Source organism: Sphingopyxis sp. FD7, from assembly GCF_003609835.1.
Classification (GTDB): domain Bacteria; phylum Pseudomonadota; class Alphaproteobacteria; order Sphingomonadales; family Sphingomonadaceae; genus Sphingopyxis.
On record NZ_AP017898.1, the window covers coordinates 698,233 to 714,006 of the forward strand.

Sequence of the window (15,774 nt, forward strand, 5' to 3'; positions counted from 1 at the left end):
TGGTGAGCAGCACGAAGATCAGGCGCGCCAAGGCGCCGCCGCGGCGGCCCGCGCGCGCGCCGAAGAAACGGCGCAAGATCCAGCAATCGCGCCTCAACGCGATCATCAACGCGCTGCCGATCAGTCCGCAGCGGTTGCAAAAGATTGCCAACTGGACGGTGGGCGTCAGCCTGTTCGCGGTTGCGGGCCTCGCCGCGCACGCAACGGGCGTCACGGCGAAAATCCATGAAGAATATGCACAGGCGGTCGGCCGCGCGGGCTTTCAGGTCAAGAAGGTCGAGGTGGTCGGCGCCGACCGGATCGACCGGCTGAAAGTCTATGACATCGCGCTCGCGCAGAAGGATCGCTCGATGGCGGCGGTCGACCTCGAAGATGTGCGCCGCGACCTGATGCAATATGGCTGGATCAAGGACGCGCGCGTGTCGCGCCGCCTGCCCGACACGCTGGTCGTCGACATCGTCGAGCGCACCCCGGCGGCGATCTGGCAGCACAATAATCGCCTGTCGCTGATCGACGAAAAGGGTGTCGTGCTCGAACCCGTCACCGTCGCGACGATGCCCGACCTGCCGCTGGTGATCGGGCCCAGGGCGAACCAGCGCTCGCAGGATCTTGCCCGCCTGCTGGCCGAGGCGAGCAGCCTCAAGGAATTGCTCGCCGGCGCAACCTGGGTCGGCAACCGCCGCTGGGATCTGCGCTTCCGCAGCGGCGAGACGCTGTCGCTGCCCGAAGGCGAAGAGGCGGCGAAAGCGGCGCTCGCCAAATTCGCGCATATGGACGGCGCCAACCGCCTGCTCGGCCGCGGCATATTGCGCTTCGACATGCGCGATCCCGCGCGTTTCGTGCTGCGCCTGCCGCACGAAGGGCAGGTCGCGCCCGCGAAGCTCGACGACGCGCGCGCGGCGGTCGATGCCGTTGCGGAAGCGGCGGCGGAGAAGGGATAAGCCATGGCGCCGCCGCGCATCGAAAAGCTCATCACGGCGCTCGATGTCGGGTCGTGGAAGGTCTGCGCGCTGATCGCGGGGCAGACCGCCGACGGGCAGTTGCACGTGCTCGGCACCGGCCAGCGCGAAAGCCGCGGTGTCCAGCGCGGCTATGTCGCCGACATGGAACAGACCGAACATGTCGTGCGCGAGGCGATCGAACAGGCCGAACGCATCGCCGGGCTCAATATCGACGATGTGTGGGTCAGCTTCTCGGCGGGAAGCCTGCTGAGCGACGTCGCGCCGATCGAAAGCGAGCTTGGCGGCCACCGGATCGAACAGGAGGATATCGACGACCTGCTCGCCGCCGGGCGGGCGGGGATCGACCCCGAAGGGCGGATGATCCTGCACGCTCAGCCGGCGCTGTACACACTTGACGGACTGACCGGGGTGAAGAACCCGATCGGGCTGCACGCCGACCGCCTCGGCGTCGACATTCACATCATCATGGCCGACGGCGCCCCGGTGCGGAACCTCGAGGCCGCGGTGCGGCAGGCGCATCTCGACGTCAACGCCGTGGTCGCCTCCCCGATCGCGGCGGGGCTTGCCTGCCTGTCGGACGAGGAGCGCGACCTGGGCGTCGCGCTGGTCGAGATGGGCGCGGCGGTGACGACGGTGTCGCTCTATGCCGGCGGGATGCTCGTCGAAATGGCGTCGCTGCCTTTCGGCGCGAGCGACATCACCGACGACATCGCCTCGGCCTTTGGCATAAGGCGCAGCCAGGCGCAGCGGCTCCAGAGTTTCTACGGCTCGGCCTCGGCCAGTCCGCGCGACAATAATGACGTGATCGAACTCGAACCCGGCGCGCCTGCGGGCGGCGATTCCCCGCGCATCACGCGCGCGCAGCTCGTGTCGGTGATCCGCCAGCGGCTCGACGCGATGATGGGCGAGATCGGGCGGACGCTCAAAGACCTGCATTTCGTCGGGCCGATCGGGCGCCAGGTCGTGCTTGTCGGCGGCGGCGCGGACCTGAAAGGCATCGCCGACTATACGCAAAGCGCACTCGGCCGCGCCGCGCGCGTCGGGCGACCGCGCGGCTTGCACGGCCTGCCCGATGCGCACAGCGGCCCCGCTTTCGCGACGCTTGCGGGTCTGGTTCTCTATGCCGCGTCGGACCCGGTCGACCTGCGCGACCTGCCGATGATGGCGCAGGATGTGTACAAGCCGGCGGGCACGTCGATCCTGCATCGGTTGATGGCTGCGCTGAAAAGCAGTTTTTGAATGACGCGCGACGAAAAGGTTAATTTTTTGGGTGATTCCGGCGTCACAATAGTGCAATGCGGTGACAGGAATCCGGGCGGATGGACTGCCGCCCGGCCGGGTCGCAAGGTTGGGGAAGCGGCAGCTGTCCGCCGCTGCAGGGAGACTTTTTGATGAGCATCAACATTGGCCCGCCGCAGGTCGACGAGCTCAAGCCGCGGATCGCAGTGATCGGCGTCGGCGGTGCGGGCGGCAATGCCATCGCCAATATGATCGCGGCGCGCGTCGAGGGTGTCGATTTCATCGTCGCCAACACCGACGCGCAGGCGCTGAACGCCTCGCCCGCCGAACGGCGCATTCAGCTGGGGACGCAGATCACGCAGGGGCTGGGCGCGGGTTCGCGGCCCGAAGTCGGGCGCGCCGCGGCCGAAGAAAGCATCGCGCAGGTCGAAGAGGCGCTGAACGGCGCGCATATGTGCTTCGTCGCGGCCGGCATGGGTGGCGGCACCGGCACCGGCGCGGCGCCCGTGATCGCCAAGGCGGCGCGCGATCGCGGCATCCTGACCGTCGGCGTCGTAACCAAGCCCTTCATGTTTGAAGGCGCGCGGCGGATGCGCTCGGCCGATGCCGGGATCGCCGAGCTTCAGGATCATGTCGATACGTTGATCGTCATTCCGAACCAGAATCTCTTCCTGGTCGCCAACCCGAACACGACCTTCAAGGAAGCCTTCACCATGGCGGATGAAGTGCTGCAACAGGGCGTGCGCGGCATCACCGACCTGATGGTCATGCCCGGCCTCATCAACCTCGATTTTGCCGACGTACGCAGCGTGATGCGCGAAATGGGCAAGGCGATGATGGGCACGGGCGAAGCCGAAGGCGATGGCCGCGCATTGGAAGCGGCGCAGAAGGCCATCGCCAATCCGCTGCTCGACGGCGTGTCGATGGCGGGTGCGAAGGGTGTCATTATCTCGATCACCGGCGGCGAGGACATGCGCCTGATGGAAGTCGACGAGGCTGCGAACCATATTCGCGAGCTGGTCGATCCCGACGCGAACATCATCTGGGGCAGCGCCTTCAACGACAGCCTCGACGGCAAGATCCGCGTGTCGGTCGTCGCGACCGGCATCGACGGGACGGGTGAGGCAGCCCAGTCGGCGCCTGCGACGCGCAGCTTCTCCTTCGCGCCGGCGCGCACGGTGGTCCCCGCGCCGGTGGCCGAGGAAGTGGTTGAACCCGCGGTGGAGGAAGAGCCGGTCGCCGATGAAGCACCGGTTGCACAGGACAACGACCCCGCGCCGGGTTTCTCGCTGGGCGATCCGGTGGAGCCCGCGGTGGCGGCAGCCGCCGAGGAGGAGCCGATGGAGCTGTCACAGGTCGCCGCGACCTATGACGACACCGCCGACGAACTCGTGCTCGACGCGCCTGCGGCCCCGGCGAACAGCCACGATGCGGTGCCCGTCGGGGCGCCGGTCGAACCGTCCGCGCGCCCGGTCGGCGGCGGAACGCTGTTCGAGCGCATGTCGCGCCTGTCGCGCGGCGCAAGCACGCCGGACGCCGATGAGGGCAAGGGCGATTCGGTCGACATTCCGCGCTTCCTGGGGCGGCAGAACAACCAGTAACAGGGCTTTCGGACGGCCGACCGCCAGGCTTGGCAGGCCGGAAACGGGATGATTTGCCCATGCGGCAAGCAAGATTGACGGCGAAGCCGGCGCGCACACGGCGGGGTGTGGGTGTGCTGGGCGCGCTGTTGCTGGGGACGGTTGGCCTCCCCGCGGCGCAGGCGATGCAGGCGGCGGCGCCCGACGCGGCGACGCGCGCGGCGATGGAAAAACGAACCGCGGCGCGCACGCTCCTGTCCTCGTCGCTGGCGCGGCTGGCCTCGAACAGCAATGACGCCGCGGCGCTGCTCGACGCGGGGCGCGCGTCGATTGCGCTCGAGGATTATCGTGCGGCGCTGGGGTTTTTGCTGCGCGCCGAACAGGCCAGTCCGCGCGACGGCGCGGTGAAGGCAGCGCTCGGATCGGCGATGGTGCATTCCGAAAATCCGACGCGCGCGCTCGACTATTTCGGCGAAGCGCAGCTTCTGGGCGCGCCCGAACGGCTGTTCCTTGCCGACCGCGGCCTCGCGCGCGACCTGCTGGGGCAACAGGATGCAGCGCAGCGCGATTATCAGCTCGCGCTGTCGATCGCGCCCGACGCCGAGCTGACGCGGCGCTATGCCCTCTCGCTCGGCATCAGCGGCGATCCCGATCGCGCTGTTCAGTTGCTCACGCCGCAATTGCGCGCGCAGGATCGCGGCGCGTGGCGGCTTCGCGCGATGATCCTGGCGATGAACGGCCGTGACAAGGAAGCGGGCGACATTGTCAACGCAACGATGCCCGCGCCGATGGCGGCGAATATCCTGCCCTATCTGACGCAGATGGACCGGCTCAACCCTGCGCAAAAGGCCGCCGCCGCGCATTTCGGCCGCTTCCCGAACGGTAGGCCCGGCGCGGCGCAGCGGCCGGTGCAGGTCGCCGCCGCGCCGCCACGGCCCGCGCCGACGCCCGTTGCGCGCCGGGACGCGGTGACTCCCGCGCCCGCGCCCGCGGCTGCGACTCCCGCTCCGAAGCCGACGCCACCGCCCGCCGTGGTGCCGCCCGCCCGCCCGCGCGTCGAAACGCCCGCGCCAGTGCCTTCACCGCCCGCGCAGCCGCCAGCCTCCGCGGTCAAAGCGCCGGCGGGTCCGGGCTTTTCGATCGCCGACCTCAGGCCATCGGCGCCGCCCGCTGCGGCTCCGGCAGCCGCGCCGCCTCCTGCCGCGCCGCCGCTCGCCTCGCTCGCCGACATCGCCGGGTCGATCGAGATACCGCCCGAGGAACTCGCGCGCCCCGACGATGCAATCGGCGCCGACACACTCGCAAAGCTGCTCGAAGACAAGCGCAAGGCCGAAGCCGCCGAAGCGGCGAAGCGCGAGAAGGATGAAGCCGCAGCCAGGGCAAAGGCCGAGGCCGATGCCAGGGCGAAGGAAGAAGCCGCGAAGAAAAAGGCGCATCCCGCGCGTATCTGGGTCCAGATCGCGACCGGCGCCAATCCGAAGGCGCTCGCCTTCGACTATAACCGCTTTGCCAGGCGCAACGCGGCGCTGTTCAAGGGCAAGGCGGGGGCGATCGCCGAATGGGGCCAGACGCGGCGCCTGCTCGTCGGCCCGTTCGCGAACCGCAAGGCGGCGCAGGACTGGCTCGGCGATTACAAGAAGGCCGAAGGCGACGGCTTTCTGTTCAACAGCGAGGCCGGCGAGATCGTCGAGCCGCTCAGGTGAGTGTCGCCCGCTGCGCCAGCGATCCGGCGCGAAGCCGCGGGCGCCGCCATGCCGAATCGGGGCGCGTGGTGCGCGGGCCGCGCGATGCCTTTCAGCGCGACCGCGACCGCATCATCCATTCGATCGCCTTCCGCCGCCTGCGCCACAAGACGCAGGTGTTCATCGCCCCCGACGGCGATCATTATCGCGTCCGGCTGACCCACAGTATCGAGGTCGCGCAGATCGGCCGCGGCATCGCCCGCGCGCTCGGGCTCAACGAGGATCTGACCGAGGCACTGTGCCTGGCGCACGACATCGGCCACCCGCCTTTCGGCCATGCCGGCGAGGATGCGCTGAAAGCCGCGATGGCCGCGCACGGGGGCTTCGATCACAACGGCCACACGCTGCGCACGCTGGCGTGCCTCGAATGCCCCTATCCGTTGTTCGACGGGCTCAACCTGTCATGGGAGACGCTCGAGGGGCTGGCGAAGCACAATGGCCCGGTGACGCGCCCCGGCTGGGCGCTTGCCGAGATCGACGCTGATTTCGGTCTCGACCTTGCCAGCCACGCCAGCCTCGAGGCACAGGTCGCGGCGGTCGCCGACGACATCGCCTATGACAATCACGACATCGACGATGGCCTGCGCGCGGGGCTGCTCGATCTCGACCAGCTGATGGAACAGCCTTTCGTCGCCGCCAATTTCCGCGCGGTCGAAGCGCGCTTTCCGGGTGCGCCGCGCGAACGGCTGCTCCGCGAACTGGTGCGCGACCAGATCGGCGTGATGGTCAACGACGTGATCGCCGCGACGACGGCTCATGTCGCCGAGGCGGGGGTCGCCAGCGCCGACGAGGTGCGCGCCGCGGGCCGCACGCTCGGCGGCTTTTCGCCCGAACTTGCCGCGGCCGAGCGCGAGCTCAAGCGCTTCATGTACCAGAATCTCTATCATCATCCCGAACAGCTCGCGGCGGCCGAGGCGGCGAACAAGGTGGTCGGCGAGCTGTTTGCGGCCTATGCCGCCGACCCGCACCTGATGGGCACGGACTGGTCGGCGCGCCTGCCCGGCGAAGAATGCGCGACACACCGGCACATCGGCGACTATATTGCCGGGATGACCGACCGCTTTGCCATCGACCGTTACGCCGAAATCTTTGGCCGCGACGCTGTCCCCGCCGCGCTCGCCCATGCCTGACGCGCTGATCGTCGGCGCGACCGGGATGGTCGGACGCGCGGTGATCGAACGCTTTGGCGCGGCGCCGCTGACCGTCCTTGCGCGGCGTGCGGTTGAGGGGCTGGCGGCGCATCACAAGCAGGTGGTTGCGCCATCCGAACGCTGGACCGAAATCATCGCCGCCGAAAGGCCCGCCGTCCTGATCTCCTGCCTTGGCACGACGATCCGCGAGGCGGGATCGCAGGCCGCCTTTCGCGCGGTCGATCACGACCTGGTGCTCGCCGCCGCCGAAGGGGCGAGGGCGGGCGGGGCGCGGCAGATGATCGCGGTCAGTTCGGTCGGCGCGTCGGCGAACAGCGGCAATTTCTATCTGCGCACCAAGGGCGAGACCGAACGCGATCTGATCGCGCTTGGCTTTGACCGGCTCGACCTCCTCCGCCCCGGCCTGCTTCGCGGCGCCCGGCCCGGACCGCCGCGGCTGGGCGAGGGTCTCGCGACGATGGCCGCGCCGCTTACCGATGCGCTGCTCCACGGGAGCTTGCGCCGTTACCGTTCGATTTCGGCAACCGACGTCGCTGCGGCGATCGCGCGACTTGCCGCGCAGGACGGTTCGGGCGTGCATATCCACGAAAACGACGCGATCCGCGCGCTCGCTGATTGACTCCGCAAGGGGGCATCGCCAAGGCTCGGGCGTCCGTCGGGTCTCGCAAGAGATTCGACCGGCCGCGCGGGAGAGCGTGGGGGCAGGGCAACCGGCGCCTCACCACCGAAGGAGCAACCGCCCCGGAAACTCTCAGGTCAGCAGGACCGCGCAGGCTGGAACGGACACTCTGGAAAGCGTTCCGGCTGTTTCGGCCGGAGCCACCGAAGGGGTAACTCCATGTCCGCCTCCAATGCGGGGCATGGAGGAAAACTCTCAGGTTCCCGTGACAGAGGGGGCATGGCGACCGCGCGGCACCGGGCCGCGCCGCGCCGTGTCAACGACGGGAGTGCGACATGCACCAAGACGACGAGATTCCCATCGAAACGGCGACGCTGCCGCTCGACGCCTGGCACCGCGCGAAGGGCGGCCGGATGGTCGCGTTCGCGGGCTACTGGATGCCGATCCAATATGAAGGCATCATGGCCGAGCATCTCTGGACGCGCGAACATGCCGGCCTGTTCGACGTCAGCCATATGGGCCAGCTCGCGCTGAGCGGCGAAGGCGCCGCCGCGGCGCTCGAAACGCTCGTTCCCGGCGACATATCGGCGCTGAAACCGGAGCGGATGCGTTACTCGCTGTTGCTGAACGACGACGGCGGCATTCTCGACGATCTGATGATCACCAATGAGGGCGACCAGCTTGGCGTCGTCGTCAACGGCGCGGTCAAGTGGGACGATATCGCGCATCTGCGCGAATATCTGCCCGACCATATCACGCTCAACCACAGGGACGACCACGGCCTGCTTGCCTTGCAGGGGCCAAAGGCGGTGACGGCGCTTTCACGCCTTGTGCCCGAAGCGGCCGGACTCGTCTTCATGCAGGCAATCTCCGGGACGTGGAACGGTCATGCGATCGGCCTCAGCCGGTCGGGCTATACCGGCGAGGACGGATTCGAGATTTCGCTGCCCAGCGCGGCGCTGGAAAGCTTCGCCGACGCGCTGTGCGCGATGGCGGAGGTGAAGCCGATCGGTCTCGGCGCGCGCGACTCGCTGCGGCTGGAGGCGGGGTTGCCGCTCTACGGCCACGATCTCGACGAAACCACCGATCCGGTCGAGGGCGACCTGGCCTTTGCGATCAGCAAGCGCCGCCGCGAGGAAGGCGGTTTCCCCGGCGCGGCGCGCATCCTTGGCCATCTGGCCGACGGATCTCCACGCAAACGCGTCGGCCTCACCGTCGATGGAAAAATGCCGGTGCGCGAAGGCGCCAAATTGTTCGACGGCAACACCGAAATCGGCGTCGTGACGTCGGGCGGTTTCGCCCCCAGCGTCGGCGCGCCGATCGCGATGGGCTATGTCCCGACGGGACTGGCCGAGCCGGGCACCGCGGTCACCGCCGAGGTGCGCGGCAAGCGCGTCGCCTGCACCGTCACCGCCATGCCATTCATTCCGCACCGCTATGTGCGCAAACAGGGAGCCTGACCGATGCCGCGTTATTATACCGAAGAACATGAGTGGATCGACGTCGACGGCGACGTTGCGACGGTCGGCATCACCGACTTCGCGCAGGGCCAGCTGGGCGACATCGTCTTTGTCGAGGTTCCCGACACCGGCGCCGAACTCAGCCAGGGCGGCGACGCCGCGGTGGTCGAATCGGTGAAGGCGGCGAGCGACGTCTATGCCCCCGTCGACGGCATAGTGACCGAAGGCAATGCGCAGCTCGAGGAAGATCCCGCGCTCGTCAATTCGGACCCCGAAGGCGAAGGCTGGTTTTTTCGCATGACGCTCGCCGACAAGAGCCAGCTCGACGGCCTGATGGACGCAAAGGCCTATAAGGCTTTCTGCGACGCGCTGTAACCGACCGCCCCTCCCGCGCGCGGGAGGGGGAAGGGGACATGATGACCGCAACCGATCCCGCGCTGGCGAATTGCCGCCTGATGGTGGCGACCCCCATCTATGAGGGCGCGCAGGGCACCTATGTCCGCGCCGCGCTCGACCTCGCGCTGCGCGCGCAGGCGATGGGGATCCCGGTGCGGTTCGAGTTCATCCTCTATCAGCCGTCGATCACGCGCGCGCGCAACCTGCTGACCGCCATGTTCCTCGGCAGCGACTGCACGCACCTGCTGTTCGTCGACGCCGACATGGATTTTTCGGCGGACGACGTGTTTTCGATGGTGCGCGCGATGGATGCACGCGCCGAAGTCGGGGTGCTCGGCGCGGCCTATCCGCGGCGCATGATCAACTGGCGCAACGTCGCGCGCGCGGCAGAGCTTGGGATTGCCAAGGATAATCCCGCGGAGCTTGCGCGCTTTGCGGGCGAGTTCGCGCTGCATTTCCTCGATCCTGCGCAGAGCTTCAGGATGACCGACCTCGTCGAGCTATCGCGGCTCGGCACGGCGATGATGATGATCCGGCGCGGGGTGCTCGAAACGATGCGCTCGCGATTCCCCGATCTGGTGTTCCGGCCCGATCCTGCCGAACAGCAGGCGCATGGCGTCGGCGACGTCGCGCCCGCATTTTTCTTTCCCTTCATCGACCCCGAAAGTCGGGCGTTGCTGTCGGACGATTATTCCTTTTGCCATCGCGTCCGCGACGCCGGCTTCCGCATCTGGCTCGCCCCGTGGGTGCGCACGACCCATGCGGGGCCGATGGTCTTTGCCGGCGCGCTTGCCGACACGGCGCAGCTTTATTCCGTCCATCCAGCCCCTTCTGTGGAGTAGTTCATGCGTTATCTCCCGCTCACCCCCGATGACCGCGCGGCGATGCTCGGCGTCATCGGCGCGTCGTCGATCGACGAGCTGTTCGCCGATGTCCCCGTCGAGGCGCGGCTCGACGGGCCGATCGCCGGCTTGCCGATGCGCGCGAGCGAGCTTGCGGTCGAACGCCATATGGGCGCGCTCGCGCGCCGCAACCGTGCCGCGGGCGATGGGCCCTTCTTCCTTGGCGCGGGCGCCTATCGCCACCATGTGCCCGCCAGCGTCGATCATCTGATCCAGCGCGGCGAGTTTTTGACCGCCTATACCCCCTATCAGCCCGAAATCGCGCAGGGCACGCTCCAGATGCTCTTCGAGTTCCAGAGCCAGGTCGCGCGGCTGTTCGGCGCCGACGTCGCCAATGCGTCGATGTACGATGGCTCGACCGCCTGCTGGGAAGCGATCGTGATGGCGCGCCGCATCACCAGGCGCAGCAAGGCTTTGCTTTCGACCGGCCTGCACCCCCATTATCGCAGCGTCGCGCGCACGATGGCGAAATATACGCGCGACATGCTCGTCGACGGCGACCCGGCGCTGGAGGCGGGGACCGACTGGGTGGCGCTCGCCGGGGCGGTCGACGAGGAGACGAGTTGCGTCGTTGTCCAATATCCCGACATCCTCGGCCGCATCGACGACATGACGACGCTTGCCGAAGCATGCCAGGCCGCGGGCGCGCTGCTGATCGCGGTCGTCACCGAACCCGTCGCGCTTGGCCTCATCAAGTCGCCGGGCGAGATGGGCGCCGACATCGTGGTGGGCGAAGGGCAATCGCTCGGCGTCGGCCTGCAATTCGGCGGGCCCTATGTCGGCCTCTTCGCGTGCAAGAGCAAATATGTCCGCCAGATGCCGGGGCGCCTGTGCGGCGAAACGGTCGATGCCAATGGCAAGCGGGGTTTCGTGCTGACGCTTTCGACGCGCGAACAGCATATCCGGCGCGAGAAAGCGACGAGCAATATCTGCACCAATTCCGGGCTTTGTGCTCTGGCTTTCAGCATCCATATGACCTTGCTCGGCGAAGCCGGGCTGCGCCATCTCGCGGCGATCAACCATGGCCGCGCGAAGGGCGCTGCCGCCGAGCTGGCCAAGGTTCCCGGCGTGTCGGTGCTGAACGACAGCTTCTTCAACGAGTTCACGCTGCTGCTGCCCGTCGCGGCGCGGCCCGTGGTCCACAAACTCGCGGAAATGGACATCCTCGGCGGCGTGTCGCTCGGCCGCCTCTATCCCGACAATGATGGCCTGGCGAACGGGCTGGTGGTCGCGGTGACAGAAACCGTGACCGAGGAAGATATTGCCGCCTTTGCCGCGGCGCTGAAGGAGGTGCTGGCATGACCGCGCTCAACCCCGCCGGCTGGCGCCCCGAAATGACCGCCGCGGTCGGCGCCGACGACAATGTCACTTTCACCGGCAACCGCGCGCTGATGCTCGAGGAACCGCTGATCTTCGAGATTGGTTCGACCGAAACCACCGGCGTCGATTTCGATGAGCAGGCACCAGCGGCCGACCTTGGTTCGCTGATGCGCAGCGATCCCATCGGCCTGCCGGGGCTCAGCGAGTCCGAAACGGTGCGCCATTACACGCGCCTGTCGCGCCAGAATTACGCGATCGACCTCGGCCTCTTCCCGCTCGGCAGCTGCACGATGAAGCACAACCCGCGCCTCAATGAAAAGGTCGCGCGCATGCCGGGCTTCGCCGACGTCCACCCGCTGCAACCGCAGGAAACGGTGCAGGGCGCGCTCGCCGTCATCAACGAGCTCGCCTTCTGGCTGATCGACCTGACCGGCATGTATGGCGTCGCCATGTCGCCCAAGGCCGGCGCGCATGGCGAGCTGTGCGGCATATTGTGCATCAAGGCGGCGCTCGAAGCGCGCGGCGAGGATCGGCGTGTGTTGCTCGTCCCCGAAAGCGCGCACGGCACCAACCCCGCGACCGCCGCCTTTGCGGGCTTCACCGTCGAGGATATTCCGGCGACCAAGGAAGGCCGCGTCGACCTGGAGGCGCTGAAGGCGCGGCTCGGCCCCGACGTCGCGGGGGTGATGATCACCAACCCCAACACCTGCGGCCTGTTCGAGCGCGACATGAAGGCGATTTCGGACGCGGTCCACGCCGCGGGCGGCTATGTCTATTGCGACGGCGCCAATTTCAACGCGATCGTCGGCCGCGTGCGCCCCGGCGACCTGGGCATCGACGCGATGCACATCAATTTGCACAAGACCTTTTCGACCCCGCACGGCGGCGGCGGGCCGGGTTCGGGCCCGGTCGTGCTGTCGGAGGCGCTCGCGCCCTATGGTCCGCTGCCTTTCGTCGCGCGCTATGCCGACGGCACCTACAAGCTGATCGAGGAGGAAAATGCCGCCGAGGAGCATCCCGCGACCTTCGGCCGCATGACGGCATTCCATGGTCAGATGGGTATGTTCACCCGCGCGCTCGCCTATATTTTGAGCCACGGCGCCGACGGGCTGAAGCAGGTCGCCGAGGATGCGGTGCTCAACGCCAATTATGTGCTGCGCAGCCTGGAGGATGTGCTCGACGCGCCATTTGCGGCGTCGGGTCCGTGCATGCACGAGGCGCTGTTCAGCGACAAGGGGCTGGCCGAGGGCTTTTCGACGCTCGACATCGCCAAGGGGCTGATCGACGAAGGTTATCATCCGATGACGGTCTATTTCCCGCTCGTCGTCCATGGCGCGATGCTGATCGAGCCGACCGAGACGGAAAGCAAGGCGGCGCTCGACCAATTCATCGGCGCGCTGCGCAGCATCGCGATGCGCGCGAAGAACGGCGATCCGGCGCTCAAGTCGGCGCCGCATTTCGCCCCGCGCGCGCGGCTCGACGAAACGGCGGCGGCGCGGAAGCCGGTGCTGGCGTGGGAAGGCGATCTGTAATCCGCCGTCATCCCTGCGAAGGCCGGACTGACGGATAAAGGGGAGGGTAGAATGAGCTGGGACAGCCTGTTTCTGCTGGCGAATTATTGGGCCATCGCGGCGTGGATTGCGCTCGCCTTCCTGCCGCGCGGGCCGAAGACGCTCGCGCTCATCCTCTATCTCGGCGTGGCGCTGCTCTGCCTCACCTACACCGTGCTGATCGTCGGCTTCCTCACCGGCGGCATCGACCCCGGCGGGCCGGGCGGCGGCGACTTCACGACGCTGAAGGGCGTGATGGCGCTGTTCGACAGCCCCGGCGGCGCGACGCTCGGCTGGATCCATTATCTTGCCTTCGACCTGTTCACCGGCATGTGGATCGCGCGCGACGCCGATCAAAAGGGATTCAGCCGCATCGCGCAATTCCCCTTTTTGCTGCTGACCTTGCTCGTCGGGCCGGTTGGACTGTTCGCATGGCTGATCGTCCGCGAACGCCGCGCGCGGGCACAGGCAAAGGCGAAGTGACGCCGCAGCCGTGGATGCCGGGTGACGGCGGCGCGGCGGACAAGCGCCACGCGCCGGCGACCTTGCGCAACCGCGACGCGATAACCGCGGTGCTCGCCGACTGGCTGCCCGCGTCGGGCACGGTGCTGGAGGTCGCCAGCGGGTCGGGCGAACATGCGGTTCATTTCGCCGCCGCCTTTCCGCACCTCGACTGGCAGCCGAGCGACCCCGACCCCGCCGGGCTGACCTCGATCGCCGCCTGGCGCGCCGAGGCGGGGCTCGCCAACCTCGCGCCGCCGCTCGCGCTCGATGCGGCGGCGCCCGACTGGCCGACGGGCCACGCCGACGCGATCCTCTGCATCAACATGGTGCATATCAGCCCGTGGAACGCGACGCTCGGCCTGTTCGCGGGCGCGGCGCGGCTGCTTGCACCCGGCGCGCCGCTGATCCTTTACGGCGCCTTTGTCGAGCCGGGCGTGCCGACCGCGGCGAGCAACCTCGACTTTGACGCCAATCTGCGCGCGCGCGATCCGGCGTGGGGGCTGCGCGACACCGATGCGGTCAAGGCGGCCGCCGCCGCCGCCGGACTGGCTTTCGCCGAACGCCGCGCGATGCCCGCGAATAATCTGATGCTGCTGTTCCGCCGCACCTGACGGACCTGACAGGGTAGGGGATCGACGCTTTACCTTGCGGGCGGAACCGTTAGCCTTCTCACCAACTGCGCGCAAAAGACGCGATTCGAGGAGAGAGAGGCGATGGGCCGGGACGTTTCGGACCTGTTCACATTCGACGAGTTCCTGACCCATTGGGCCGCCGAGCGCCCCGAGCGCGTCGCGATGCGCGAAGAGGATCGTGTCTACAGCTATGCCCAGCTCGACGACCTGACCGCGCGCGCCGCGTCCGCGCTGATCGCGGCGGGGCTGAAAAAGGGCGACCGCATCGCGTGGATCGGCAAGAACAGCGACCTTTATTTTACCCTCTTCTATGGTGCCGCGCGCGCGGGCATCGTGATGGCGCCGATCGGCTGGCGCCTGTCGCCCGCCGAGTGGGCGTTCATCGTCAACGATACGCAGGCGAAGATGGTCTTCGCCGGGCCGGGTTTCGACGGGCTTGCCGATCAGCTCGCCGACAAGCTCCGGAACGATCCGAAGATTGTCGGTGCGGCGGATGCCTGGGCGATGATTGAGGGCGCCGAGCGTGCGCCCTTCGAGCCCTCTGCGGTCGACGACGCCGTGCTCCAGCTTTATACGTCGGGCACCACGGGCAACCCCAAGGGCGCGGTGCTTTCCAACCGCAACCTGTTCGCGCTGCGCAAACATTCGAGCACGCTCGACATGCCCTATACCAAATGGGACGATGACGAGGCGGTGCTGGTGGCGATGCCCTGCGCGCATATCGGCGGCACCGGGCTCGGCATCATGGCGCTCGCGGCGGGGCTTCCGGGGATCGTCCTTGCCGAGTTCAACCCCGACGGCGTGTTCGACGCGGTCGAGCAATATGGCGTGACGCGATTCTTCATGGTGCCCGCGGCGCTCCAGATGCTGCTGATGCATCCGCGCTGCGCCAGCGTCGATTTCAGCCGCCTCAAATATATTCTCTATGGCGCCGCGCCGATCCCGCTCGAACTGCTGCGCCAGTGCATCCAGATGTTCGGCGCGCAGTTCATCCAGGCCTATGGCATGACCGAAACCACCGGCACCATCTCGATGCTGCCGCCCGAGGACCATGATCCGGCGGGCAACAAAAGGATGCGCTCGGCGGGCAAGGCGCTGCCCGGCGTCGAGATCCGCATCGTCGACGCCGACGGCAATCCCGTGCCGACGGGCGAAGTGGGTGAGGTCGTCACCCGCTCGTCGAACAATATGCTGGGCTATTGGAACCTGCCCGACGCCACCGCGCGGACGCTGACCGATGACGGCTGGATCCGCACCGGCGACGCCGGTTATCTCGACGAGGACGGCTATCTGTATATCCACGACCGGATGAAGGACATGATCATCACCGGCGGCGAAAATGTCTATCCGGCCGAGGTCGAAAGCGCGATCTTCGGCCACCCCGCGGTGCAGGAGGTCGCGGTCATCGGCATTCCCGACGCGAAATGGGGCGAGACGGTAAAGGCGGTTGTCGTCGCCAAGCCAGGCGCCAGCATCGACGAAGCCGACATCATCGCCTGGGCGCGCGAGCGCATCGCGCCCTTCAAATGCCCGCGCAGCGTCGATGTGATCGACGCGTTGCCGCGCAACGCCAGCGGCAAGATTTTGCGCAAGGATCTGCGCGCGCCCTATTGGGAAGGCTATGAGCGGATGGTGAATTGAGGGGTGGCAGAGGGGGCGGTTTTTGACCGATCGTTGCCGTACCCCGGCGAAAGCCGGGGTCCAGAGCGGGATGAGC

At 67.7% G+C, this 15,774-nt stretch carries 14 protein-coding genes and 2 riboswitches; all 14 genes read left to right on the forward strand.

What is annotated here, in order from left to right; all coding sequences use genetic code 11:
* The first annotated feature begins 2 nt into the window (after positions 1-2).
* The 14 genes from SPYCA_RS03270 (at position 3) to SPYCA_RS03335 (ending at position 15,698) form a co-directional block, all read left to right on the forward strand.
* Entirely contained in the window at positions 3-941 is a 939-nt protein-coding gene (locus tag SPYCA_RS03270) for a cell division protein FtsQ/DivIB (RefSeq protein ID WP_120222123.1), read from the forward strand.
* 3 nt (positions 942-944) lie between these two features.
* A complete protein-coding gene (ftsA, locus tag SPYCA_RS03275; protein ID WP_120218924.1) occupies positions 945-2,201 on the forward strand; it encodes a cell division protein FtsA in 1,257 nt (418 codons plus the stop codon).
* Positions 2,202-2,353: 152 nt separating this feature from the next.
* A complete protein-coding gene (ftsZ, locus tag SPYCA_RS03280) occupies positions 2,354-3,802 on the forward strand; it encodes a cell division protein FtsZ (protein ID WP_120218925.1) in 1,449 nt (482 codons plus the stop codon).
* A 74-nt stretch (positions 3,803-3,876) separates the two neighbouring features.
* The gene (locus SPYCA_RS03285; protein WP_232003488.1) at positions 3,877-5,484 is read left to right on the forward strand and encodes an SPOR domain-containing protein; all 1,608 of its coding nucleotides are present in this window, start codon (positions 3,877-3,879) and stop codon (positions 5,482-5,484) included.
* Positions 5,481-6,653: a deoxyguanosinetriphosphate triphosphohydrolase gene (locus tag SPYCA_RS03290; protein WP_120218927.1), complete on the forward strand. Its 1,173-nt coding sequence runs from the start codon at positions 5,481-5,483 to the stop codon at positions 6,651-6,653. Before SPYCA_RS03285 ends, SPYCA_RS03290 begins: the two co-directional genes overlap by 4 nt.
* Positions 6,646-7,293 (forward strand): NAD-dependent epimerase/dehydratase family protein, encoded by a 648-nt coding sequence (locus SPYCA_RS03295; protein ID WP_120222124.1) that lies wholly within the window; start codon positions 6,646-6,648, stop codon positions 7,291-7,293. The genes SPYCA_RS03290 and SPYCA_RS03295 overlap by 8 nt, the downstream gene beginning before the upstream one ends.
* 57 nt (positions 7,294-7,350) lie before the next feature.
* A riboswitch (glycine riboswitch) is annotated at positions 7,351-7,452 on the forward strand.
* Positions 7,453-7,575: riboswitch (glycine riboswitch) on the forward strand.
* 53 nt (positions 7,576-7,628) lie between these two features.
* The gene (gcvT, locus tag SPYCA_RS03300; protein ID WP_120218928.1) at positions 7,629-8,753 is read left to right on the forward strand and encodes a glycine cleavage system aminomethyltransferase GcvT; all 1,125 of its coding nucleotides are present in this window, start codon (positions 7,629-7,631) and stop codon (positions 8,751-8,753) included.
* Between the two features lie 3 nt (positions 8,754-8,756).
* Entirely contained in the window at positions 8,757-9,128 is a 372-nt protein-coding gene (gcvH, locus tag SPYCA_RS03305) for a glycine cleavage system protein GcvH (RefSeq protein ID WP_120218929.1), read from the forward strand.
* A 38-nt stretch (positions 9,129-9,166) separates the two neighbouring features.
* A complete protein-coding gene (locus SPYCA_RS03310; protein ID WP_120218930.1) occupies positions 9,167-9,991 on the forward strand; it encodes a glycosyltransferase in 825 nt (274 codons plus the stop codon).
* Between the two features lie 3 nt (positions 9,992-9,994).
* Positions 9,995-11,353, forward strand: a complete 1,359-nt coding sequence (gene gcvPA, locus SPYCA_RS03315) for an aminomethyl-transferring glycine dehydrogenase subunit GcvPA (RefSeq protein WP_120218931.1) — start codon at positions 9,995-9,997, stop codon at positions 11,351-11,353.
* The gene (gene gcvPB / locus SPYCA_RS03320) at positions 11,350-12,903 is read left to right on the forward strand and encodes an aminomethyl-transferring glycine dehydrogenase subunit GcvPB (protein WP_120218932.1); all 1,554 of its coding nucleotides are present in this window, start codon (positions 11,350-11,352) and stop codon (positions 12,901-12,903) included. Before gcvPA ends, gcvPB begins: the two co-directional genes overlap by 4 nt.
* Before the next feature lie 51 nt (positions 12,904-12,954).
* Positions 12,955-13,404, forward strand: a complete 450-nt coding sequence (locus SPYCA_RS03325; protein ID WP_120218933.1) for an ABA4-like family protein — start codon at positions 12,955-12,957, stop codon at positions 13,402-13,404.
* Entirely contained in the window at positions 13,353-14,036 is a 684-nt protein-coding gene (locus tag SPYCA_RS03330) for a DUF938 domain-containing protein (protein WP_120218934.1), read from the forward strand. Before SPYCA_RS03325 ends, SPYCA_RS03330 begins: the two co-directional genes overlap by 52 nt.
* Positions 14,037-14,138: 102 nt before the next feature.
* The gene (locus SPYCA_RS03335; RefSeq protein WP_120218935.1) at positions 14,139-15,698 is read left to right on the forward strand and encodes a fatty acid--CoA ligase; all 1,560 of its coding nucleotides are present in this window, start codon (positions 14,139-14,141) and stop codon (positions 15,696-15,698) included.
* Positions 15,699-15,774: the final 76 nt, after the last annotated feature.